Source organism: Patescibacteria group bacterium (assembly GCA_027858235.1).
Classification (GTDB): Bacteria; Patescibacteriota; Patescibacteriia; order Patescibacteriales; family BM507; genus BM507.
The window spans coordinates 1-22,476 of record JAQIDC010000028.1 but is presented as its reverse complement, the minus strand read 5'-3'; the positions used below and the strand labels follow the sequence as shown (position 1 = coordinate 22,476).

The following is a 22,476-nucleotide window of genomic DNA, read 5'->3' as shown; positions in this document are numbered from 1 at the left end:
AATGTTAGTTCCTGATTTATTTAGATTAGCTACAAGGATGTTTAGAACAAATCGTTCTAGAACCATCCTGACAATATTGGGTATTGGTGTTGGTATTGGAACCATTCTCTTTTTAGTTTCTCTTGGTTATGGTTTACAACGGGTGATTTTAAGCCAAATTACTACCTCTGACGCTCTTTTAAGTCTCGACGTTACTATTTCCGATTTGGACGGAATAAGTCTAAATAAAGAGTCTGTAGAAAAAATTGGAGCCATACAGCAGGTTGAAATAATATCTCCGTTAGTATCGATGTCAGCTCAAATGAAATCAAATGATGTTTCGTCCGAAGTAATAGCAAATTTTGTAGATTCCAATTTTTTCAGGTTAGATGGAACCACTTTGAAAGACGGGGATTTTTATGGAGAAAATGAAAAGAACAAAGTTATTGTTTCCCTAGCCTCTCTTCAATTATTTAGCATAGCAGAGGATGAGGCTATTGGTAAGAAAATTAATTTTTCAGCCTACAAGGAAACAGATAAAAGTGGAGTTAGGGAGTTAGTAGAGCTTGGTGATGATTTTGAAATCGTTGGCATTGCTGATGATGAAAACTCTAGTTTTGTATATTTACCATATTCATTGGTTGAAATAATTGGGGATGTTGATTTTTCAAAAATTAAAGTTAAAGTAGATAAAGAAGAAAATCTTGAGATTGTTAGAGCTTTTTTAATTGATGAAAACTTTTTAGTGAGTGCTTTGTCTGATATTATTGAACAGGCAAACCAAATATTTAATGTAGCCAAAATTGTTCTTGCGCTCTTTGGTGTTATTGCTTTGATTGTTTCGGCAATTGGAATGTTTAACACCATGACGATTGCTTTACTTGAGCGTACTCAAGAAATTGGTATTATGAAGGCCCTCGGAGCCACTTCTCTTGATATATGGGAAATGTTTTTGTCAGAATCTGTAATTATTGGATTTACTGGTGGTGTTAGTGGTATATTGATAGGAATGCTTGGCGGGGAGATTTTTAATAATATAATTAATATGCTGGCCGGCGCTTATGGAGGCGATAAAATAGATTTATTTTATACCCCAATCTGGTTCATAACAACGGTAACTATTTTTTCAACAGTTGTGGGACTTGCTACCGGTTTTTATCCAGCTAAAAGAGCAGCGAGTATTAGCGCTTTGGTTGCTCTACGTTATAAATAAAAATATGAAAAATACTCTCAATAAAAGACTATTGATGGATTCACTTAAAAGCAATTATGACTCCAAAATAAGAAGCACCGGGGCAAAATTGACAGGATCTTTAAATAAGGATACACATGTTAAGTATTTTGCAGACGAACTATCAGGGTCATCAAAGCTCCAAGCATTAAGAAAACTAAAGGACATGGGACTTTCAGTGAAGGATAGAAGGCATTTTGCAGAAAACGTTTCTGAAATTTCGAGAGTTTTTGGAGTGAAGAAAGAAGGGAATATCGAACCGAGCAAAAGTGAATTAAGAAGAATGGCGAAGAGAGAAAAGCTTAAGATGAATAGAGCTGGTAATGACAGCAATGGCGCCGCAGAAGAAATAAAAAATAGTAAAAACAACAGGGTTTCTCATGTTTTTTCTGATAAAAAAGAAAATCAGGAAAGTAGTATTGGTGCTTATTTACATAGTGATGAAAATGATCATATTGTAACTGCTCTTGGCAAAACTTCTGGTGGGGTTTCTTCTGGGTCTAGGGCAAAATCGAATGATGCTGTTGTTGAGAAAAGAAACAATGTTACCCCAATCACAAAGACTGGAAATAGAAAAAATTCTTCAACAGGGTCCACGCCCGTTTCGCTAGCAGCGTAATTAAATTAAATTATGTATATAACAATAATATTATTCATTTTAGGGTTTGTCTTCTTGGTTAAAGGAGCAGATATTTTAGTTGAAGGATCGTCTTCAATCGCTAAAAAATTTGGTCTATCAAACTTAGTCATTGGTTTAACGATAGTTGCTTTTGGGACATCGGCTCCAGAGCTTATAGTTAGCTCTATTGCTGCCTGGAATGAATCAACTGGAATTGCCCTGGGCAATATAATAGGATCAAATATTTCTAATACTCTTTTAATTCTAGGCGTTTCTGCTATTATTTTTCCTCTGGCTGTTAAAAAAAGTACCGTATCAAAAGAAATTCCTCTGTCACTTCTAGCTATCCTAGCAGTAGCTTTTTTGGTGAATGATACGCTTATTGATGGAGTGGATATAAGTTCTTTAACAAGGATTGATGGTTTAGTTTTAATATTATTTTTTTCCATTTTTATCTACTATACTTTTGGAATTAGTAAAATAAACAGTTCAATAATAGAAGAATTGCATGAAGAAAAAATAAAGAAACGTAGTGACTCATCATCTGTTCTAATGATTTTAGGAGGTCTTGTTGGTCTCTACTTCGGAGGACGCTGGATAGTTGAGGGGGCAATCGTTTTTGCAAGTAGCTTTGGTTTATCAGAAGAACTGATTGGTCTTACTATTGTTGCCATAGGAACATCATTGCCAGAATTAGCAGCTTCAGCGGTGGCTGCGTACAAAAAGCATACTGACATTGCAGTTGGAGCAGTTATAGGGTCAAATATTTTTAATTTATTTTGGGTTCTAGGTTTGAGCTCAGTGATAAATCCAATAGTGTATAATCCTATTCTTAATGTCGACATAGCAATACTTTTCTTCGCAACGATATTGGTTTTATTCGCTGTATTCTTTGGTAAGAAGAGCACAATAGGAAAATGGGAAGGAGTTTCTTTGTTAGGAGCTTATATTTCCTACATGATTTTTTTAATAATTAGAGGTTAATATTATGATTTACGGGATTAGAACAGAGGAGGAAATTAAAATAATGAGAGAGGGTGGTAAAATTCTTTCTTCAGTTATGAAGACACTTGGTTCAAGAGTTAAGTCAGGAATAAGTACCGGTGAATTAGAGGATTTAGCTTGCGAGCTAATTGAGAAAGCTGGAGGGAGACCTTCTTTTAAAAATTACAAAATTTCACCAGATTCAGCTCCATTTCCAACAGCACTTTGTACTTCAATAAACGAAGAAGTTGTTCACGGACCAGCCTATCCTTCTCGAGTAGTTAGTGAAGGAGATATTATATCTATTGATGTCGGAATGGAATATCCATATTCAGAAAACGGGCAAGGGATGTATACGGACATGGCCCGAACATTCCCCGTTGGGAAGATTGATAAAAAAATTGAAGACTTAATAGACGCTACAAGAAAATGTCTTGACTTGGGAATAAAGCAAATTAAACCAGGCAATACTATAAACGACATAGGAAGCACAATAGAAAACTACATTGAGTCGAAAGGATTCTCAGTCGTCCGTGATTTAGTTGGTCATGGTGTTGGACGGGCAGTGCATGAGGAACCACAGATTCCTCATTATTATGCCGGGAAACATTATGATATAAAATTAAAAGAAGGCATGACAATCGCAGTTGAACCGATGGTTAATATGGGTTCTTGGGAGATAGATGTTCTGGATGATGAATTTACCTTTGTTAGTCGTGACGGCTCAACTAGTGCTCATTTTGAAGATACTATTTTGATAACAAAAAAAGGAGCTGAAATTATAACCAGATAGTATGGAAGAAAGAAAATATTTAGGGATAGACTGGGGAGAGGCTCGAATTGGACTATCACTTGGAGATAATGTTTTGTATATCGCCACGCCCCACGTAGTTGTCGCAAACTTAAAAGAAGTTTTAGAAGAAATAGAAAAAGAAGATATTGATGAAATTGTTTTAGGCTATCCAAGAAGATTGGGGGAGGGTGAAGAGAGACTTCACCAGGGTTACCTGATTTTTAAAAAACAATTGGAAGAAGCAACAGAAATAAAATTAAATTCTTTTGATGAAAGACTTAGCTCAAAGGCAGCTGATGCTCTTGTTGGAAATAAAAAAACAAAAGCCCCAAGAGACGCTGTGGCTGCGATGATAATACTACAGTCATATCTAGATAGCATAAGTTAATGGAAGAGACAGTAAACACAAAATCAATTGTATTAGAAAGACGAGACTTCAGAGAAAATGATGTGCTCGTTTCTTTTTATAGCCCAGATAGAGGTAGAATGAATCTAATTGCCAGAGGAGCCAAGAAAAAAACATCAAAATTAGCAGGGCATATTGAGCCTCTAAATATTGTAGATATAATGATTATCAAGGGGAAACAATATGACTATGTAGGCTCAGTTAAAAATTTTGAAAACTTTCCAAAAATAAAAAATAATTATGAAAAATTAATTTTATCCCAAAGTGTTCTATACTTATATAAGAAACTTTTAAAAGATGGAGAAGAAGATTCTTTGACCTACAAACTTCTTTATGATTTTCTTTATTTTTTAGAGGAGAATGAAATTAGTGATTACGAATTGTATTTTGCAATATTTAAAATAAAGTTTTTTTATCTTTTGGGCTATACACTGAATTTGAAAAACTGCTCTCGTTGTTCTTCTGACATTTTAGAAGAAGAATATAAAATGAGTGTGCCAAGCGGTGGCCTTCTTTGCGACAAATGTTGTAAGAAAGAAAATATATTGACAATTTCAAATAGCTGTATTAAAATGCTAAAATTAGCAACAAAAACAAAAGATACCGAAATAATTAAAATTAAAATAAACAAAAAAGATAAAAAAGATTTTTTATCTATTATTAGTTCATTCGAAAAATATTACTCATACTAGATTGGAGGTTTCATGCGACTCGAGAATGTTGAGAGGATTTTATTTGGAACAGATGCTTCCAGGGACATTAACCCATCTCAAGAAAAAACCACTGATGAAAAAGTTTGTGTGGCCGACCCTCAGAAAAAAAGAATTGATGAAAAAGTTCCCAAGGTTAATCCACCTAGAAAAAAAGTTACGAGAAGTGGAAAAAAACATGATAGTAGCTTATTTTAATTTCTTTTACATTAATGAAGGAGGAATCTAATGGAAAAAAATATTCAGAATGTTGCAGGAAGGGATTTGCCTCAAGAGACTTTTGATAGTTATATGGAAAGAATTGAAAATGGCAATGAACTAGCAGATTTCCATATTACTGAGCCTAGGGGTTTGAGCATGCCTCTTGTTAAAAGAACCATTGAAGAAGCCAAGTTTTTGACAAATCAGCATGTTGCTCTTTTAGGTAAAAAAGTTCGCCTTGTTATTAAAACGAACCAATGGGGTGGTGTAACAATTGATTTGTAGAAAAAGAGCCGAGATTACTATAATCTCGGCTTTTAAATTAGTAGGTGCTTGACATTAATCATTAAATTATATAATATATAAATTAGTAAAATAAAATATTAACATGCCGATATATCTTAGCTGACACTAAGAGAGGCGCAGGAAGAAATTCGCATTGCGAAAATTAGAACCTGACGGGTAAGCCCGTAATAGCTGTAAATAAGTGTCCCGTTTTCGGGAAATGTGGGTGGTACCACGGATCTACTCGAAAACCACAGATATCGTTTCTACTGCAATTTGAAAATTTTGGCTATAATCGTTTTAAATTATCTCAAAGTATTTTTATACTCTTCAAAAATTTAAATCAATTTTATCTCAAAATTATCAAATTTCGTTACAAAACATATCCATGGCTTGCTCGAGAAAAGGTTCGTCCCTATATATTACGATTTTAGTGATATGTGGAGACGAACTTTTTTGTTTATACAGGCAAGTAAATTCTAGGCTCTAAGTACTAAATTCTAAACAAATACAAAATAGTTTTGCAAATTATTATTCAAGATTCATAATTCATTATTCAAAAACATATGATTAGAACACATACTTGCGGAGAGTTAACAAAAAAAGAAGTAGGTCAAGAAGTAATATTAACTGGCTGGGTTCACAGAAGACGTGACCATGGTGGTATTATTTTTATTGATCTCAGGGATAAATATGGTTTGAGTCAAGTGAAGTTTGATCCAGAAATAGATAAAGCAGCCATTGAAATAGCTAACAAATTTAGAAGTGAATGGGTTATTAAGGTTGTTGGAAAAGTAGTAGCACGCCCAGATGATATGATTAACAAAAAGATGGCTACAGGTGAGATTGAAGTTGAAGTGATTGAAACTGAAGTTTTAAGTGAATCAAAAACACCTCCTTTTGAGTTGGATGAAGAAAAGGCTGGAGAAGCCAATGAAGCTATAAGATTGAAATATAGGTTTATCGATTTAAGAAGAGAGAAGCTTCAAAAAATGTTGCAAACCAGACATAATTTTATTCGCTATATTAGAGACTATTTTGAAAAAGAAAAATTTCTTGAAGTTCAAACTCCAATCCTAGCTAATTCAAGTCCTGAAGGTGCTCGTGACTTTTTGGTACCTTCAAGATTACATCCCGGAACATTTTACGCTCTCCCTCAAGCACCTCAACAATTTAAACAACTTTTGATGGTTGGTGGTATCGATAAATATTTTCAAATTGCTCCATGTTTTCGTGATGAAGATCCTCGTTCCGATAGACATCCAGGAGAATTCTACCAAGTAGATCTTGAAATGAGTTATGCAAATCAAGAAGATGTTTGGGCGGTAGTAGAAAAATTAATGATAGAATTAACAAACGAGTTTTCAGATAAAAAAATAATAAATGAACCTTTCCCTAGGATTACTTATCATGATGTTCTAGAAAAATATGGCTCTGATAAACCAGATCTTCGTTTTGATATGCAGATTCAGGTTGTTACTGACAAAGTTAAGGACAGCGGTTTTTCTGTTTTCTCTGGAGCAGTGGCTAATGGAGGAGTGGTCCACGCTTTGAAAGTAGATGGCGGAGCTAAATTTAGCAGAAGAGAAATTGATGAGCTAACAGAAGTGGCTAGATCAAAAGACGCTAAGGGACTTGCCTATATTACATTTAAGGAAGACGGAAGTCTAAATTCTCCAATTATTAAATTTCTTGGTGAAGACTTAGCTAAAAGTTTAATGGAAGATCTCGGTGCAAAGGCAGGTGATATTGTATTCTTTGGAGCAGACAAGTGGAAAGTAGTTTGTGAGTCACTAGGAGCAGTCAGAAGTGAATGTGGAGAAAGACTTGGACTGAAAGATCCTAAAAAAGCTGCTTGGCTTTGGATTTATGATTATCCAATGTATGATTATTCTGAACTTGAAGAAGGTAAAATTGATTTTTCACACAATCCTTTTTCTATGCCACAAGGTGGAATGGAGGCACTTGAAACCATGGACCCACTAGACATCAAAGCATACCAATACGACTTAGTTGTAAATGGATTTGAAATATCATCAGGAGCTATCAGAAATCACAAACCAGAAGTAATGTACAAGGCTTTTGAAATAGCTGGTTATACAAAAGAAGATGTTGATGCAAAATTTGGCGGAATGATTAAAGCCTTTCAATACGGTGCTCCACCTCATGGAGGAATCGCTCCAGGACTTGATAGACTTTTAATGGTTTTACTTGATGGTGATTCAATTAGAGATATTTATGCCTTTCCAAAAGACGGGCAAGCAAGAGATGCCATGATGGATTCACCTTCGGTAGTTGATGAAAAACAATTAAAAGATGTACACATCAGACTTCGTAAGAATGATTAATTTCTAATTTTGATTGAATTTCGAATACTTTAATATTTTAAAATCCCCTCTTGAGAGGGGTGCCCGCCAGGGTGGGGTGTGTAAAAAATGGTGAGATAAAACGTGAAACACACCCCGTCTTCTCTCTGTCGTTCGAATTTACCCCTCTCAAGAGGGGATTAATAATTATGTAATTAAAAATTGATTCGAAATTTGTAATTCAAAATTCAAAATTAAATATATATGTCAAATCAAAATATCAAACAACTATATAAGGAAACTAAAAAATATTTAAATGAGGATATTGCTCTAAAGGGTTGGATTCGAAATATTCGTTCTTCAAATGCTTTTGGGTTTATTGAGCTAAATGATGGTAGTTTTTTTAAAAGCATTCAGGTTGTTTTTGAAAATAACTTAGATAATTTTGAAGAAATTTCAAAAGTAGGCATCGGTTCAGCAATTTCTGTAAAAGGAATTTTAGTTAAGTCAGAAGGTGGAGGACAAGATTTTGAAGTTAAAGCTAGTGGAGTTTTGATTGAAGGTGATTCCGAGCATGACTATCCATTGCAAAAGAAAAGACATTCTTTTGAATATTTGAGAACAATTGCTCATTTGCGTCATCGTTCAAATACTTTTTCGGCAGTTTTTAGGATGCGTTCAAGTTTGAGTTTCGCTATTCATCAATTTTTTCAAGAAAGAAACTATATTTACTCCCACACCCCAATTATCACAACTAGTGATTGTGAGGGGGCAGGAGAAATGTTCCGAGTAACAACTCTTGATGACAAAAGTGCTAAAAAAGATGATAAAGGGAATATAGACTACAGTGAAGATTTTTTTGGAAAGCTGTCCGGACTTACAGTTTCCGGACAATTAAACGCGGAGGCTCTAGCTCATGGCTTTAAGGACGTCTATACTTTTGGTCCAACTTTTCGAGCGGAGAATTCCCACACCACAAGGCATGCCGCTGAGTTTTGGATGCTAGAGCCAGAGGTCGCTTTTGCAGACTTGAATGATAATATGGATTTAGCAGAAGATTTGATCAATCACATGATAAATCACGTGATTGATCATTTGCCAGAAGAGATGGAATTTTTTAATAAATTTATCGACAAAGGCTTACTGGAAAGATTAGAAAAAATTAGGAGTTCAAAGTTTGAAAGGATTACCTACACAAAAGCTATTGAGATACTTGAAGCAGCAACCAAGAAATTTGAATTTCCAGTGAAGTGGGGGATTGATTTACAAACTGAACACGAGCGATATATTTGTGAAGAAGTTTTTGATAAACCAGTTTTTGTGACAGATTATCCAAAAGAAATAAAAGCTTTTTATATGCGATTAAACGATGACAAAAAAACCGTCGCCGCTATGGACTTGCTCGTTCCGGGAATTGGAGAAATTATCGGAGGCTCACAGAGAGAGGAACGCCTAGAAGTGTTAACAGAGAGAATGAAAGAAGCCGGTCTCAATCCAAGTGAATATCAATGGTATCTTGATTTACGAAAATACGGAGGCACAAAACACGCCGGCTTTGGTCTCGGATTTGAAAGAGTAATAATGTATTTTACTGGAATGCAAAATATCCGAGATGTCATAGCATTCCCAAGAACTCCAAAAAATGCCGAATTTTAAAGATTTAATCCTTAATATGTGACATACTTATATTAAGTTAACGTTTTTTTAATGTATTTAATATAATATATAAATAATTAATAATAAATTTATGGAAAAGAAATCTATCTCAGCAAAATTCGCATTTTTTTATTTATTGTCTCTGGCCTCTCTTATTTCAATGGCGCTAGCCGTTGGTAATATTATTTTTCAAATTATAAATAAAAATATTGTTGATATTTTAAATGAGTTTAGTTCCTCATACTCTTCCTCAACCTTGCGTTTTGCTATTGCCTCTATTTTAGTGTCAGCCCCTATCTACTATCTTTCAACAATTACCATTAATAAAAGTTTAAAAAAAGGGGAATTAAAAGAAGATTCAGAAATAAGGAGATGGTTAACTTATTTGATAATGTTTGCTTCTTTCATGGTTTTATCTGGATGGTTTATTGGTGTTGTTTTTAATTTTCTTGGTGGTGAACTAAGTTTGAAATTTGGATTAAAAGCTTTAACGGCAATCGGCATTGCAGCCGCAATTTTTTCTTATTATTTTTATGATATTAGGAGACACGATATTGAAGAGAAAAAAGACAAAGTGGTCCTTTCATATTTTTATAGCACACTCCTAATTGTTGTTGTTGCACTTATCTCGGCTTTTATTTTCGTTGAATCTCCTACAGAAGCTAGAGAAAGAAGAATCGATAATGAAATACTATCAAGACTCGACAATATAAATATGGGTCTTGAGCAATATTATTTAGAAAATAGTGGTTTACCAGAAACCTTAGATGAAATGCTCCAAGAATCTTCTTTTATCAAATCTGATAAAATAAAAGATCCTAGAAAAAATGAAGTTTTTCAATATGAGGTCATAGAAGACAGGGAATACAAAATTTGTGCAAACTTTTCTCTCTCAAATGAAGGGTCTGATTCTGATTATTCCTATGCATACCTAAATGAGAGATGGCCTCATCCATTGGGAGAATACTGTTTTACAAAGAATGTTGAGAATCTTAAAAGATTAAACTTGGAAGGAGTATCACCGAAAGAGATTATCCAATAAAAGATTGATGAGTTTATCAATTTATAGTATAATAAAAAAATAGCCAAAATTGTTAGACTGTTTTTTTAGTTCTTTCAGAAAGGAATATCAAGATGGGAAAACTTAAAATCCCAGAAGGAAAGCCAAAAGAATGTAATTTAATTGGTTTTTCGCCAGAATGTTTTGGCAGACAACGAGACGAAAGAGACATGAAGCAAGAAAATAAAATGTGTCCTGGTTGCCCCTTCAATGTAATATAGTAAAATAAAAAATTCGGCCGCCAAAAGAGCGGTCTTTTTTTGCGCTTGAGGAACATGAATTCCCAAGCATACAAAAACCCACAGGTTTTATATTTGATTATTTATATATTTTATGTTTTAATATTTTTTGCCAATAAAGCTAAATTAAGATATAATTGATATATTAAATAATACTAAAAATATGGCTAAAAAAACAAAAATTCCAGCAAAACTACTCACTTATCTCGATAAGGCTGGTATAAATCATGAAATATTAGAGCACAAAACTGTCTATACTGCTTTTGATGCAGCATCCACAATGAAAAAGAAAATAAATGAGATTGCCAAGTCATTACTAGTAAAAGCTGATAAAGATTATTATGTTGTTGTCCTGCCAGCGGATAATAATTTAAATCTAGATAAGGTTGCTAAAATTATTAAAAAGGAAACAGGCAAAGAAGTAAAATCAGTGAAAATCCCTGGAGAGAAAATAATGCAAGCAGTTTTTAAAATAAAAGCAGGGACAATGAGTGCTTTTGGAAATATCTATAAGCTACCAGTGATAGTTGATGAGAGTTTGGCTAAGGTTAAAAAGGCTGTATTCTCTTCTGGCTCATACAATCATTCAATAGAAGTAGCCACAAAAGATTTTATAAAATCAGAAGAAGCTATTTTAGGTTCTTTCGGAGTGAAAAAGAAAATAAAAGTTCAGAAGCCTGTTATTAAGAAAAAAAAGGTGAGTCCCAAAAAAGTTGTGAAAAAATCCGTCTTAAAGAAAAAACCAGTAGCGAAGAAGAAGCCAGTTGCTAAAAAAGCTGTCAAAAAGACTTCAGTTAAGAAGAAGCCAGTTGCTAAGAAGGTGGTAAAGAAAAAAATAGTAAAAAAATAATAAGCTACCCGTCTTGAAATCTTCGATTTAAGGCCGGGTACTGACTCACAAGTCAGTATGAAGATAAAACTTGAAAAATTTGAAGGACCATTGAGTCTTCTTTTGAAATTGATTGAAAAAGAAGAGCTTGATATTACCCAAATTTCCTTATCAAAAATTGCCGACCAGTACGTTGAGTATATTAGAAATTCTTCTTTTATTGACCCCGAGGAATTGGCTGATTTTTTGTTATTAGCGGCACGGCTTCTTTTAATAAAATCAAAAGCAATGCTTCCTTATCTCTATCCTGAAGAGGAAGCGGAGATTGAGGATTTAGAAAGACAACTTCGGATATATAAAGAGTTTTTGGATGCAACTAAAAAAGTTGAAATTATACTGGGCAAAAAGAAGTTTATGTTTGCTCGTGAGTTTAATAGAAAAGTGGCCCTAGGGAATACAAGCGTTTTTTCTCCTCCAAAGAGCTTGGAAAAGAAGGAAATGGCAGAAGTTTTTAAGTCACTACTCATAAGGATTAAACCAGCCGAGAAACTTGGTGAAGACAAGATTGAAACAAAGGTTAGTATTGAAGATAAAATTTCTTTTATAAAAAACTTAATAGGGACCAGAATAAAAATGAGTTTTTCCAAAATATTTTCACAGGCAAAAACGAAAACAGAAAAGATTGTTAGTTTTCTTGCTATGCTTGAATTAATAAAACAAAAAGAAATTGTCGCAGAGCAAGGTTCACTTTTTTCGGAAATTAGTTTAAATAAATACAAAGAAATTAATTAATAAATATGAGTAGTTTGAAATCAAAAATTGAATCACTTTTGTTTGTATCAGCTAAGCCAATGTCATCAAAGCAATTGGCCGATGTTTTTAAAAAAGATGAGACAGATGTTAAGAAGGCTGGAGACGCCTTGGTTGATATATACAAGAATGATCAAAGGGGAATACAAATAATTAAAAATGGTTCCAAATATCAAATGGTAAGTTCCCCGGAAAATTCTTCTTTCGTGTCCGAGTTTATAAAAGATGAGACAACTGGAGAGTTATCAAGACCGAGCCTTGAAACGCTAACCATTGTTGCCTATAGGGGACCAATTGCGAAACTTGACCTAGATAGAATTCGAGGCGTTAATTGTAGTTTGATACTTAGGAATTTATTGTTAAGGGGATTGGTTCTGGCCGATGAAGATAAGGAGAGAGGAGAAACTATTTTTAATGTTAGTTTTGATTTTTTGAGATTTTTGGGAGTTAACGATGTTAAGGAATTGCCAGATTATGAAAAATTACATAAAGACGAAACGATTGATAATATATTAAATATTGATCCTTCAATAGATTTGGCTCATACAGAAACGAAAGAAGATAAAGAAGATTCTAGAGAAGGGGATGTGGAAGAAAAGATTGAGGAAGATGGTTACAATAAAGACACTGGTGATAATCAAGAAGAACAAATAAAAGAATAATGAAAAAATTTTTATTTTCTAATAAAATATATCTACCAATTGTGTTCCTTCTGAGTGTAACGATGATTTATGGGGCATATTATGTCGAGGCTAATTTTGTTCAAGTAGAAGATGAAGGAAGAGTGTTGGGGCTTAGTGAAGAATATGTGAATGAATATTTTTTGCCAGTTTCACCAGATATAGATGAGGAGTACTCAAGGGAATTTTTTGAACTAGAGAACTTTCCTCAAAAAATGAATAAAGGGAATATTCCAGAATTTAATTCTTCAAGCGTCTATATCTACAGTCCAACGAGCGATTATGTTTTTGCGGAGAAGAATTCAGAAAATGTTCAAGCGATTGCGAGTATAACAAAATTAATGACAGCTCTAGTTTTTCTTGAAAATAATTCTGGTTGGGAAAATATTTATGAAATTAAGAGAGGAGATAGAATTGAAGGAGGCCGTGTTTATGTGTATTTGGGAGATAATGTAAGAGTGGTAGATCTGTTTAATCTAAGTTTAGTAGCGTCAGCAAATACTGCAACAAAAGCATTGGTTAGCTCAACTGGTTTTTCAGAGGAAGAGTTTGTTCAAAAAATGAATGAAAAAGCAAAAGATTTAGTGATGAATAATAGTAGATTTGTAGATCCAATAGGGATAAGTTCACTAAATGTTTCTACCGCTCGTGATCTTTCTTTATTACTTAAGGAGGTTATGGAAAAGAAGGACATTAGAGAGACAACAGAAAAAAAAGAATATAGTTTTAAAACCGTCGAAGGTGTTGTTAAAAGAGCCTATAGTACTGATGGCCTTCTTGGGAAATACCCAAAAAATGGTGTTAGTCTTCTGGGGGGAAAAACAGGATATATTGATGCAGCGGGATTTTGTTTTGCTGGGGTTTTTAAAAATAACAAAGACAAAGAGGTTATTTCCATAATTTTAGGTGCTAGCGACCCTCATACACGCTTTAGTGAGACTGATGAACTCGTCTCTTGGATTTATTCAAGTTTTATTTGGTGAAACTTTTTATAAAAACGTGATATACTATAGTAATAAATAATGAATTGATAAAAATATGAGTAAAAACAAAATAGTTATAGCTAATTGGAAAATGAAACTAACTTTAGCTGAGAGCAAAGAACTGGCTCAAAAAGTGAAAGATAAGTTTGTGGGCTTTAATGAGGATGAAGTGGTGATTTGTCCTAACTTTCTTTCAATTTGTGAAGTAGACAAGATAATCAAAGATTCTCCTGTTGGGTTAGGAGCTCAAGATGTTTTTTGGGAAGAGCTTGGAGCTTATTCAGGAGAGATTTCTGCTAGCATGCTGAAGGAAGCAGGTTGTAAATATGTTATTATTGGACATTCTGAGAGAAGGAAATTTTTAATGGAAAATTATGAGATGATTCATAAGGAATTAAAATCTGTTATGGCCGTAAAAGGAATGGTTCCTGTCGTTTGTATTGGTGAAAACTGGGATGAAAGAAAAACAGAAAGGAGAGACTACGTTTTGTTTGAGCAGTTGCAACAAGCTTTAACTGGGATTGAAGTTGGTGAACATCAGGAAATAATAGTTGCCTATGAACCTATTTGGGCTATTGGGTCAGGGACTGCTATCGAGCCTGCCGAAGCTGATTATGCTCATAAAATTATTAGACTTACTCTTAACGATATGTTCGGAGAAGAGACAATCCAAAATAATTTTAAAATTATTTATGGAGGAAGCATCAATAAAGACAATGTTGTAGGCTTTAACGGGCTAGATAATATTGACGGTCTTTTGGTTGGTGGGGCTAGCCTTGATGCAGATGAATTTTTAATTGTCGCTAATAAAATACTAAAAAAATAAACTATGCTATCTCATATAAAAGATATTATTAAGGACGCCGAAGAAAAAGGATATGCCGTTGGAGCATTTAATGTTCATAATTTAGAGTCTATTCAAGCTGTCGCAGAAGTTGCTCAAGAGTTAAAATCTCCTGTTATTATTCAAGCATCAGAGGGGGCAATAAAATATATTGGGATGAAAAATTTCGTAAATCTAGTTACAGTTGCAGCTACAGATATAGCAAAAGATGTTCCAGTAGCTTTTCATCTCGATCATGGTGGCTCAGCTGAAATTGTATATAAATGTATTGAGGCTGGATTTACTTCTGTCCATATTGATGCTTCAGCCTTGCCTTTTGAAGAAAATTTAAAACTGTCTAAAGAAGTAATTGATTTCGCACACCAAAAAGATATTTGGGTTCAAGGAGAAATAGGAGCAATTATGGGTGGTCATGGTGTGGTTGGAGGAACTATCGAAGATGTCCCAATTGCAAAGCTTGAAGATGTGATTGAATTTTCTGAAAAGACAGGAGTTGATACAATTGCAGCTGCTATAGGGACAGCTCATGGAAATTTTGATAATGAAGATGTTAAGATTGATTTACTTAAAGCAATAAAAGAAAAGACGAAGAAACCCTTTATTTTACATGGAGGCTCTGGTGTTCCTGACGAGATGATTACAGAAGCAATTAAAGAGGGTGTAAATGTGATAAATATAGGGACGGATATAAAGGTCGCTTTTTCTTCAACACTCAAAAAGACTTGTCTTGATAATCCAGAAGAGTCAGATCCAAGAAATTTGTTAAGACCATGTATTGACGCTGTTAAAGATGTGGTTGCTAATAAAATGAAATTATTTGATTCTGTTAATAAAGCATAAAAAATAAAAAGTTAAAATAAAATGTCGATGTTTAATATTATTCCATTACTCGTAATACTCATAAGTCTAAGCGTTATTATTGTTGTGGTAGTAAGAAAATTTTCAGCACTAGCCAATCTTGATGTAGACAACATGCCCGCTGAAAAAGAAGCAAGATTTAAAGAGAGATTAATATCAGAAAGACTTAAAAGGGGATTCCTAAAATGGAATTTCAAAATAATGAAGAACCTTGGGCCAGCTCTTTCCTCTACCGGCAGGGGATTATCTTGGGTTTATGATAAGTTGAATGAGGTAAAAGAGAGACATGCTCCACAAAAAAACCTAAGCGAAGATGATTTTGAAAAAAAGATAGGAGATCTTTATTCAAAAGTAGAAGAGTCTTTAAAGAGCGATAACTTAGTGGAAGCAGAGAGATATTTGATAGAAATTATTGGTTTTAGCTCAAAAGACACGAAGGCTTTCAAGATGCTTGCCGACCTATATTTTGAGAAGAAAAATTATGAAGAAGCTTGTCAAACATATGAGCATGTTTTAAAAATAATTGAAGATAGCATTTCTGGTGGAGAGCTTACAGTTGAAGTCTTGCCAGAGAAGGCAAGGTTGTATTTTGATATTTCTCTTGCTTGCAAAGAGTTAGAAAACCTACCCAAAGCAAATAAAAATATCGGCCTCGCTCTTGAAATTGAAGCTAGTAATCCAAGATTTCTTGACACCTTAGTTGAAATAAGTATAATGAACAAAGATAAAGAGAGGGCATTGAGAGCCCTAGAGAAGTTAAAGAAGGCAGACCCTGATAATCAAAAGTTACCAGAGATAGAGGGAAAGATAAATATGTTGTAAAAATACATTAAATTCAAAAGTAACTTTTTTAGTTATTTTTTTATAGTCGAGGAACATAAATTACCAAGTATACGAAAACCACTTAGGTTTATTATGCCAAAGTACTTTCTTTTTGAGAGCAACTGGCTTATGCCGAGATAGCTCATTGGTAGAGCACTTCCATGGTAAGGAAGGGGTCCGGGGTTCGAGTCCCCGTCTCGGCTCCATATAAAAACACCAGCAAATGCTGGTGTTTTTTATTATACGTAGTTGTTATATAGGGCTTGAACTCTAAATAATTGTCATTCCGGGCTGAGACTGTATAATAAAGTGTGTCTGGTATAATCTAAATATAACTATTTAGATAATAAAAAAGACCAGACAAAATATCGCTCTCAACAAGTATATTTTGGTGGCCTTTTCCAAACACTATGATAAATAATAACAAGTATTTAGAAACAAGTCTAATTAATTTGAGAAATTCACTATCAAGTTGGTCTATGGAGGAATTTATTGTTTCAACTATTGAATCATTGATGAGCGTGGAACGAAGTGAATATTTAAATCAAACTGGTAGCAGTGATAAAGGGAATGGTTTCTATCTGAGAGCGTTTAAGACATTTTCTCGTAATTCTTTAAGAATAAATATCCCTCGAACGAGATCTGGAGTATTCTCTCCGGATACACTGGAATTAGTTAAACTAGGTCAAGAACAGATGAATGAGTTAGTTTTGTCTCTGTACAAAAAAGGGATGACCAGTAGAGACATTTCTGAGTTAGTTAAACAATTATTCGGTGATAGTGTCAGTGCTACTAAAGTGACTAATTTAGCTAAAATATTCCATGAATTTAGGATTGCTTGGGAAAATACCAAACTGGATAATCACTACAAAGTAGTGTTCTGCGATTGTATATTTATTACTGTTAGACGTGGTGATAGCTACTCCAATGAGGCAGTTTATGTAGCCTACGGCGTCAAAAACGACAACACTAGAGAACTATTAGCTCTCAGCATTAACCCCACAGAATCGGCTACAGAGTGGGGAGAAATATTGGATGATTTAAAAAAGAAGAGAGGGATTAAAAAAATTGATTTAATAGTAGCTGACGGGATTAGCAGTCTAGAAAATGAGGTTCATCGAGTATTTCCAGAAACTAGATTTCAGAAATGTATTGTCCATAAAATGAGGAATATTTTAAATAAAACTAGACCAAAGGATAAAGCAGAGATGGCAATAGACCTCAAAGAATTGTTTGATAATTTTAGTGAAAATGACACGACTGAGAAGGCATTAAAAAAAGTGGAGATATTTATACAGAAATGGAAAAATAGATATCCAAATATTGCTAGTTTTTTTAAAGAAGGAAAAATTGAATATTATTTCACCTATATAGAATTTCATCCAGAGGTTAGAAGGATGATATATACTACAAATAGTATTGAGAATTTAAATAGAATAATTAGGAAAGCAACGAAGAATAAACTATCTTTTGAAAAACCAGAATACTTATTAGACTATGTTTTTATGGTTATTAAAGAATTCGAAGAAAAAAACTTCCAAAAATATCCAGTTACAAACTACAAGTATTTTAAAATAATTAATTAACCAGACACACTTTTCTTGACAGTCCCTCCGGGCTTGTTTACCCCATAGCCTGACGTATGGGGACCCGGAATCCAGAAAAACCCTTTGTCATTCTAAACTTGTTTACCCCGCCAATCACTTGACTGGGGTCCCCGTCGGGTTGTTTTAGCCGATTCTTGACTTAATTTGGTAATATGTTAAATTGTATAAAAGTTTGTAAACGGCTGTTTGGTTGCAGTGTAGATAGTGAATAATTCTGCACGGTGGGTTCGATTCCCTCGTATAGCTGGTCTAGAAATAGGTTTCTAGTGTGTAGGATAAGCGAGAGGCTTTGAAGCTTTCACGTCAGTTAAGGTGGAGCCGACCTTGAAATATCGCTCATAGAAACCGAAGATGAATCTGGGAAAGGGAAAACTAGACCAGGTCACTTCAAAGGACATCAAACTTTTGGGGAGTTCATTTTATGAGCTCCCCTTTTTCTTACAAAAAAATAGGGTACTCTATTTAAATATAGGAATCAGCTCCTGAGGGATGAAGATAGGTTGGAGCATTTTTCATCTCATCGGGAGTGAATATTTGTATCAGTTTAAATTTTCCAGAGGTGGTTTTGGCTAGATTGTCATGGGTAACTTCTATGACATGTGCTAGGCCCCAGTATAGCCATTTACCATCAATGTTGTGTGCTAAAAAATTGCGGACAGGTGCCCGATAGGGCGAGGTGTGTAATATTTTTATTATCATAATATAATAAATTAGAGGACTCTATAGAGTACCCTATAGAGTCCTCTAATTTATGGAAATGTCATTTCGGACTTGATCCGGAATCCAAAAAACAAGTTTTACAAAATACTCAAACTGCAAACTTATTATTATGTACTTTTTAGAAAAGTACCAAAATCGTTCACTAAGGAAAATTTTGGATACTTAGCTATGAAAGCTAATAAAATCTCGAACTCGTTACTCCGCTGGCGCTATGCTCCTCAAACAGCGAGCATTTTATGGAGCTTTCTACGCACGTCTCTAGTCAAAATCTCCCGATGTTCACAAAGTTAAGTTTTTTTGTGTCTAAGATTAATTGCAATAATACAGAAATATCTTTCGACATAATATCTTAGCTGGCTCTGGGTTGAACCCAGAGTCGAAGTGCACCATGTGCAATGATTCATTGTAAATAATATTTTAGGTTTAGTTTATGTTATTCTTTAAGATTTTGCATTATAACTCCAGGTACAACCTGGAGCCAGCGGGTAAATAAATAGCACATTCAATTGAATGCGCTATTTTGTATTTTTTTAAAAATCAATTACCGTATAATTTCTGACTTAAAAAATTTTTCTTGAAATTCTGTTAAGGCAATTATTTGTTCATCTGAATAATTTTTATTTTCAGGGACAATAATTAGTTTATCATCATCGTCATTTGTTCTATGGATAATGGCAACACATTTTCCTTCAAATTCATTTACTGCTTCAAATACTCCTAAAACATAAGCATCTATTTCTTCTCCATCTGGGGCGTTTGTGTCTGGGACATATCCGTAATTGAGTGGGTATACAAAATCATGCTTGGGATGTTTAGACCCAAGTGGTCTATCTATTTTTACATGAATTGTTTTGTTTAGATATTTTTTTGAATATTCCATTTGCTTGATTTCTCTATACTTTTTAAAATAGATTAACACTAGCAAGACTGAGTCTTTTTGATTTTAGGTGAGATCAAGGGTGGAAGTTTGTTTATTGTCGTGTTACATCTTTTTTACTTTCTTCAACTTCCTTTCTTTTCGCAAATCAATAACATGGTTCTTCGCCTTATTTAATTCAATAATAAAATTGGGATTGTGGAAGTGTCCGTCATCTTTTTCGTGTATATCATCAACTGCCTTTTTGATGACCTTTTTCTTCCCCTTTTTATTTATCTGCTCTAATTTTTCATTAACTCTAATTTTTAAATCGTTTAAAGCATTCATAAAATTAATAAAAGCATCATAAGGTGTATCGTAGGGACTAAAATATTTGTGTACATCGCCATCATTGAAAAATTTGGTACACATATAATAAAAATGATCAGAAGTTTGGAGGCGTCGCCAAGTTTTTATTAGTTTTTCGTCCTTGGTCTCAAGAACATTTTTTTCCATGGCATATATTTTTTCCATAGAATCTCGTTGGATATCGTTAGATAGCCAAGCGGACAAGTCTCTTTCTTCATCAGCCCAGGAGACATAATGAGGGAAATCAATTTCTCCAAAATCATCGTACTTGGCGATTGCTTCACTTGGGGTGACAAAATCATTGTCTGGATTTTTTAATACTTCATTTGGCAAATTTTCTAGAAATTTAAATATACCTGTATCTTCCCATTGGTGTTCTCCAAATGTTTCATAGTCCATGAAAAGATTAATCAAATTTCCGGCTCCATTGTGATCTGAAACCCATGAAGAAAAAGTTTCTGCAAGTAGGGGGTGAGCGGCCCAGCCTTTGTCTGAAAAACGGAAAGCGATATCGTCGGATAGTTTATAGTTTTTTAAAAGTAATTTTATATTCTTTGTCCCAGGAGAGCGGTAAACAAAATTGGGACTTCGCCAGTCTAGAATATGATCAGCTCCTTCAGCTATTACACCCTTGTATCCCATGGCCTCTGCCTCTTGAGCTAGTTCATTGTTGAATATTAATTCCGTATTTCTAAATACTTGTGGCTCGACTTCAAAAAGATCCCATATTTTTTGCTTGTGCAATTCGACTTGTTTTCGAAACTCGTCCTTTGAATATAGGAAGGAAAGTGAATGGTAATATGTCTCTGAAAGTATCTCTGCTCGTCCGGTTTTTACGAGGTCTTGAAAAGATTTTAAAACTTCAGGAAAACCGTCTTCAAGTTGTTCAAGAAATACTCCCGAAAGAGAAAAACTAACCTTAAACTCAGGGTGTCTGTTGAGGAGTTCGAGAAGAAGTTTGTTCGTAGGTAGGTATGATTTGTTGGAAACTTTTTCCATTATCAATTTGTTGTTTGTTTTATTGTCACTGGCATCATTGAAGTATTCGGGGTCATTGCCAACATCAAAAACTTTGTAAGGTTTAATACGAAGAGGTTGGTGTACTTGAAAATAAAAACAAATTGAAGGCATATTATGTAGGATTAAGAATCATTTTATTATAAATATTTAAACATTTGACCGCCGCTTTTTGCCAGTTGATTTCTTTTACCTCATTTCGGCCATAGTGTATTAATTGATTGTTTAAACTGTTGTAAGCAAGTACAGATAAAATCTTGTTTGCCATTTCATCGATATTCCAAAAATCAGCTTTTAAAACATTTGTTGTGACCTCTGCTACTCCTGATTGCTTTGATATTAAAACCGGTGTGTTGTTTATCATTGACTCCAAAGGAACAAGCCCGAAAGGTTCAGAGACAGAAGGCATAACAAATAAGTCTGCAACTTGATAGGCGTGCGCCTGATCGGTGCTGTTGAGCCAGCCGATAAATAAAACTCTGTCTGATATTCTGAGTTCAGCTGCTTGTTTCATTATTTTTTCTTTCATGTCGCCAGATCCAGCAACAAGAAAATATACTTTAGGTTCATTCTCTAAAACTTTTTTGGCCATTTTAATAAAATAGTCAGGTCCTTTTTGAATAGTGATACGGCCTAAAAATAAAACAATTTTTGAGCCGTCTCTTTTTAAGCTAGCTAATTTGTTATTTAGAATTTCTTTTTGTTTGTAGTAATCTTCATCAATTCCATTGTGAACAACTTCAACCTTATTTTCTTTTACGCCGTAATGTCTGGTAACAGTATCTTTTGTTAATTGACTTACAGCGACAATTTTATCGGCAGCTTCGAAACCTTGTTTTTCAATTTCAAATACTTTTTCATTAGATCCTTGGTGGCCTGTTCTATCTAGTTCGGTGGCATGGATATGGGTGATAAGTGGTTTGCCAGAAACTTTTTTAGCCTCAATACCAGCAGGGTATGAGAGCCAATCGTGGGCATGAATTATGTCATGTTTTTCATTCTTTGCTATTTCCCTGGAGAGGGCTCCATATCTTAAAACTTCAGAATATAGGTCAGTTGCATATGGGACATAACCCTTTTTTTTCAAAACTTCTAATAGTTCTTGTTTTGATTTATAAACTTCTTCGTCTAAATAAGGGTATAAAAAAACCTCCAACTCTTTTACAGTCATCTGATTGTAAAGAGTAGAGAGGTCAGTATCGTCGGCAAATTTCATATTAAGGAAATTGTGCGGATTACCAAGATTTTTTGGGAGTACAAAACAAACATCGGCTCCTTCTTTGACTAGAGAGCGAGTTAAACCGTAACAAGCAACGCCCAGACCTCCGCTATTGAAGGGTGGAAATTCCCAGCCGAACATTAATACTCTTGGTTTGTTTAAATCCATGGGGATGGAGTGTGTTTGAGGCCAAAAAGCCTTTTTAATACATTAGTATTATACAACTTTTTTGATTTTTAAACAAATAATAAAACTGTTGATAACTTTACTGTTTTTGGTAAGGTGTCAACACATTTTGTGATTGAGTAGCTATACTCTCTTGGCTGGTATTAATGTTAAAAAATGATTGAAATGGTTTGAAGAAATCATCTAGAATCAAACAGGGGAAATTAC

Annotated in this window: 24 protein-coding genes and 1 tRNA gene; 21 read left to right on the top strand and 4 right to left on the bottom strand. The window is 34.1% G+C overall.

The window, feature by feature from the left end:
- Position 1 precedes the first annotated feature (1 nt).
- The 21 genes from PF572_01910 (at position 2) to PF572_01810 (ending at position 17,881) form a co-directional block, all read left to right on the top strand.
- Positions 2-1,192, top strand: a complete 1,191-nt coding sequence (locus tag PF572_01910) for an ABC transporter permease (GenBank protein ID MDA3839820.1) — start codon at positions 2-4, stop codon at positions 1,190-1,192.
- 4 nt (positions 1,193-1,196) lie between these two features.
- Positions 1,197-1,829: a hypothetical protein gene (locus PF572_01905; GenBank protein ID MDA3839819.1), complete on the top strand. Its 633-nt coding sequence runs from the start codon at positions 1,197-1,199 to the stop codon at positions 1,827-1,829.
- Between the two features lie 12 nt (positions 1,830-1,841).
- A complete protein-coding gene (locus tag PF572_01900) occupies positions 1,842-2,813 on the top strand; it encodes a calcium/sodium antiporter (GenBank protein MDA3839818.1) in 972 nt (323 codons plus the stop codon).
- Positions 2,814-2,817: 4 nt separating this feature from the next.
- A complete protein-coding gene (gene map / locus PF572_01895) occupies positions 2,818-3,606 on the top strand; it encodes a type I methionyl aminopeptidase (GenBank protein ID MDA3839817.1) in 789 nt (262 codons plus the stop codon).
- Between the two features lies 1 nt (position 3,607).
- Positions 3,608-3,994 (top strand): Holliday junction resolvase RuvX, encoded by a 387-nt coding sequence (ruvX, locus tag PF572_01890; GenBank protein MDA3839816.1) that lies wholly within the window; start codon positions 3,608-3,610, stop codon positions 3,992-3,994.
- A complete protein-coding gene (gene recO, locus PF572_01885; GenBank protein MDA3839815.1) occupies positions 3,994-4,704 on the top strand; it encodes a DNA repair protein RecO in 711 nt (236 codons plus the stop codon). Before ruvX ends, recO begins: the two co-directional genes overlap by 1 nt.
- Before the next feature lie 12 nt (positions 4,705-4,716).
- Positions 4,717-4,920: a hypothetical protein gene (locus PF572_01880; protein MDA3839814.1), complete on the top strand. Its 204-nt coding sequence runs from the start codon at positions 4,717-4,719 to the stop codon at positions 4,918-4,920.
- Positions 4,921-4,950: 30 nt separating this feature from the next.
- Positions 4,951-5,208 carry a hypothetical protein gene (locus PF572_01875; protein MDA3839813.1) on the top strand — a complete coding sequence of 86 codons (258 nt, stop codon included), beginning with the start codon at positions 4,951-4,953 and terminating at the stop codon, positions 5,206-5,208.
- 566 nt (positions 5,209-5,774) lie between these two features.
- Positions 5,775-7,556, top strand: a complete 1,782-nt coding sequence (aspS, locus tag PF572_01870; GenBank protein ID MDA3839812.1) for an aspartate--tRNA ligase — start codon at positions 5,775-5,777, stop codon at positions 7,554-7,556.
- A gap of 222 nt (positions 7,557-7,778) precedes the next feature.
- Entirely contained in the window at positions 7,779-9,170 is a 1,392-nt protein-coding gene (gene asnS / locus PF572_01865; GenBank protein MDA3839811.1) for an asparagine--tRNA ligase, read from the top strand.
- 91 nt (positions 9,171-9,261) lie between these two features.
- Complete coding sequence (locus tag PF572_01860; GenBank protein ID MDA3839810.1) at positions 9,262-10,212, top strand: DUF5671 domain-containing protein; 951 nt, start codon at positions 9,262-9,264, stop codon at positions 10,210-10,212.
- Positions 10,213-10,304: 92 nt separating this feature from the next.
- Positions 10,305-10,451, top strand: coding sequence for a hypothetical protein (locus PF572_01855; GenBank protein MDA3839809.1), 147 nt, complete (start codon positions 10,305-10,307; stop codon positions 10,449-10,451).
- Positions 10,452-10,632: 181 nt separating this feature from the next.
- Positions 10,633-11,319, top strand: coding sequence for a YbaK/EbsC family protein (locus PF572_01850; protein MDA3839808.1), 687 nt, complete (start codon positions 10,633-10,635; stop codon positions 11,317-11,319).
- A gap of 57 nt (positions 11,320-11,376) precedes the next feature.
- Positions 11,377-12,090 carry a segregation/condensation protein A gene (locus PF572_01845; GenBank protein MDA3839807.1) on the top strand — a complete coding sequence of 238 codons (714 nt, stop codon included), beginning with the start codon at positions 11,377-11,379 and terminating at the stop codon, positions 12,088-12,090.
- A 5-nt stretch (positions 12,091-12,095) separates the two neighbouring features.
- Positions 12,096-12,770: an SMC-Scp complex subunit ScpB gene (scpB, locus tag PF572_01840; protein ID MDA3839806.1), complete on the top strand. Its 675-nt coding sequence runs from the start codon at positions 12,096-12,098 to the stop codon at positions 12,768-12,770.
- Entirely contained in the window at positions 12,770-13,771 is a 1,002-nt protein-coding gene (locus PF572_01835; protein ID MDA3839805.1) for a serine hydrolase, read from the top strand. The genes scpB and PF572_01835 overlap by 1 nt, the downstream gene beginning before the upstream one ends.
- A gap of 55 nt (positions 13,772-13,826) precedes the next feature.
- On the top strand, positions 13,827-14,597 hold the full coding sequence (gene tpiA / locus PF572_01830) for a triose-phosphate isomerase (GenBank protein ID MDA3839804.1): 771 nt from the start codon (positions 13,827-13,829) through the stop codon (positions 14,595-14,597).
- Between the two features lie 3 nt (positions 14,598-14,600).
- Positions 14,601-15,455, top strand: coding sequence for a class II fructose-bisphosphate aldolase family protein (locus PF572_01825; GenBank protein MDA3839803.1), 855 nt, complete (start codon positions 14,601-14,603; stop codon positions 15,453-15,455).
- A gap of 21 nt (positions 15,456-15,476) precedes the next feature.
- Entirely contained in the window at positions 15,477-16,295 is an 819-nt protein-coding gene (locus PF572_01820; protein MDA3839802.1) for a hypothetical protein, read from the top strand.
- Positions 16,296-16,426: 131 nt separating this feature from the next.
- A tRNA-Thr gene (locus PF572_01815) sits at positions 16,427-16,501 on the top strand.
- Between the two features lie 204 nt (positions 16,502-16,705).
- On the top strand, positions 16,706-17,881 hold the full coding sequence (locus tag PF572_01810) for an IS256 family transposase (protein MDA3839801.1): 1,176 nt from the start codon (positions 16,706-16,708) through the stop codon (positions 17,879-17,881).
- A gap of 483 nt (positions 17,882-18,364) precedes the next feature.
- On the opposite strand, the gene PF572_01805 is transcribed toward PF572_01810, so the two are convergent.
- The 4 genes from PF572_01805 to PF572_01790 form a co-directional block, all read right to left on the bottom strand.
- Positions 18,365-18,601 (bottom strand): hypothetical protein, encoded by a 237-nt coding sequence (locus tag PF572_01805; protein ID MDA3839800.1) that lies wholly within the window; start codon positions 18,599-18,601, stop codon positions 18,365-18,367.
- 562 nt (positions 18,602-19,163) lie between these two features.
- Positions 19,164-19,502 carry an inorganic diphosphatase gene (locus tag PF572_01800; protein MDA3839799.1) on the bottom strand — a complete coding sequence of 113 codons (339 nt, stop codon included), beginning with the start codon at positions 19,500-19,502 and terminating at the stop codon, positions 19,164-19,166.
- 102 nt (positions 19,503-19,604) lie between these two features.
- Positions 19,605-20,978: a glycoside hydrolase family 57 protein gene (locus tag PF572_01795; protein ID MDA3839798.1), complete on the bottom strand. Its 1,374-nt coding sequence runs from the start codon at positions 20,976-20,978 to the stop codon at positions 19,605-19,607.
- Between the two features lies 1 nt (position 20,979).
- Positions 20,980-22,251 (bottom strand): glycosyltransferase family 4 protein, encoded by a 1,272-nt coding sequence (locus PF572_01790; GenBank protein MDA3839797.1) that lies wholly within the window; start codon positions 22,249-22,251, stop codon positions 20,980-20,982.
- Positions 22,252-22,476: the final 225 nt, after the last annotated feature.

Excerpts from the sequence above, each read along its gene's own strand:
- PF572_01910 (MDA3839820.1), top strand. The coding sequence starts at position 2 with ATGTTAGTTCCTGATTTATTTAGATTAGCTACAAGGATGTTTAGAACA.
- PF572_01905 (MDA3839819.1), top strand. The coding sequence starts at position 1,197 with ATGAAAAATACTCTCAATAAAAGACTATTGATGGATTCACTTAAAAGC.
- PF572_01900 (MDA3839818.1), top strand. The coding sequence starts at position 1,842 with ATGTATATAACAATAATATTATTCATTTTAGGGTTTGTCTTCTTGGTT.
- map (MDA3839817.1), top strand. The coding sequence starts at position 2,818 with ATGATTTACGGGATTAGAACAGAGGAGGAAATTAAAATAATGAGAGAG.
- ruvX (MDA3839816.1), top strand. The coding sequence starts at position 3,608 with ATGGAAGAAAGAAAATATTTAGGGATAGACTGGGGAGAGGCTCGAATT.
- recO (MDA3839815.1), top strand. The coding sequence starts at position 3,994 with ATGGAAGAGACAGTAAACACAAAATCAATTGTATTAGAAAGACGAGAC.
- PF572_01880 (MDA3839814.1), top strand. The coding sequence starts at position 4,717 with ATGCGACTCGAGAATGTTGAGAGGATTTTATTTGGAACAGATGCTTCC.
- PF572_01875 (MDA3839813.1), top strand. The coding sequence starts at position 4,951 with ATGGAAAAAAATATTCAGAATGTTGCAGGAAGGGATTTGCCTCAAGAG.
- aspS (MDA3839812.1), top strand. The coding sequence starts at position 5,775 with ATGATTAGAACACATACTTGCGGAGAGTTAACAAAAAAAGAAGTAGGT.
- asnS (MDA3839811.1), top strand. The coding sequence starts at position 7,779 with ATGTCAAATCAAAATATCAAACAACTATATAAGGAAACTAAAAAATAT.
- PF572_01860 (MDA3839810.1), top strand. The coding sequence starts at position 9,262 with ATGGAAAAGAAATCTATCTCAGCAAAATTCGCATTTTTTTATTTATTG.
- PF572_01855 (MDA3839809.1), top strand. The coding sequence starts at position 10,305 with ATGGGAAAACTTAAAATCCCAGAAGGAAAGCCAAAAGAATGTAATTTA.
- PF572_01850 (MDA3839808.1), top strand. The coding sequence starts at position 10,633 with ATGGCTAAAAAAACAAAAATTCCAGCAAAACTACTCACTTATCTCGAT.
- PF572_01845 (MDA3839807.1), top strand. The coding sequence starts at position 11,377 with ATGAAGATAAAACTTGAAAAATTTGAAGGACCATTGAGTCTTCTTTTG.
- scpB (MDA3839806.1), top strand. The coding sequence starts at position 12,096 with ATGAGTAGTTTGAAATCAAAAATTGAATCACTTTTGTTTGTATCAGCT.
- PF572_01835 (MDA3839805.1), top strand. The coding sequence starts at position 12,770 with ATGAAAAAATTTTTATTTTCTAATAAAATATATCTACCAATTGTGTTC.
- tpiA (MDA3839804.1), top strand. The coding sequence starts at position 13,827 with ATGAGTAAAAACAAAATAGTTATAGCTAATTGGAAAATGAAACTAACT.
- PF572_01825 (MDA3839803.1), top strand. The coding sequence starts at position 14,601 with ATGCTATCTCATATAAAAGATATTATTAAGGACGCCGAAGAAAAAGGA.
- PF572_01820 (MDA3839802.1), top strand. The coding sequence starts at position 15,477 with ATGTCGATGTTTAATATTATTCCATTACTCGTAATACTCATAAGTCTA.
- PF572_01810 (MDA3839801.1), top strand. The coding sequence starts at position 16,706 with ATGATAAATAATAACAAGTATTTAGAAACAAGTCTAATTAATTTGAGA.
- PF572_01805 (MDA3839800.1), bottom strand. The coding sequence starts at position 18,601 with ATGATAATAAAAATATTACACACCTCGCCCTATCGGGCACCTGTCCGC.
- PF572_01800 (MDA3839799.1), bottom strand. The coding sequence starts at position 19,502 with ATGGAATATTCAAAAAAATATCTAAACAAAACAATTCATGTAAAAATA.
- PF572_01795 (MDA3839798.1), bottom strand. The coding sequence starts at position 20,978 with ATGCCTTCAATTTGTTTTTATTTTCAAGTACACCAACCTCTTCGTATT.
- PF572_01790 (MDA3839797.1), bottom strand. The coding sequence starts at position 22,251 with ATGGATTTAAACAAACCAAGAGTATTAATGTTCGGCTGGGAATTTCCA.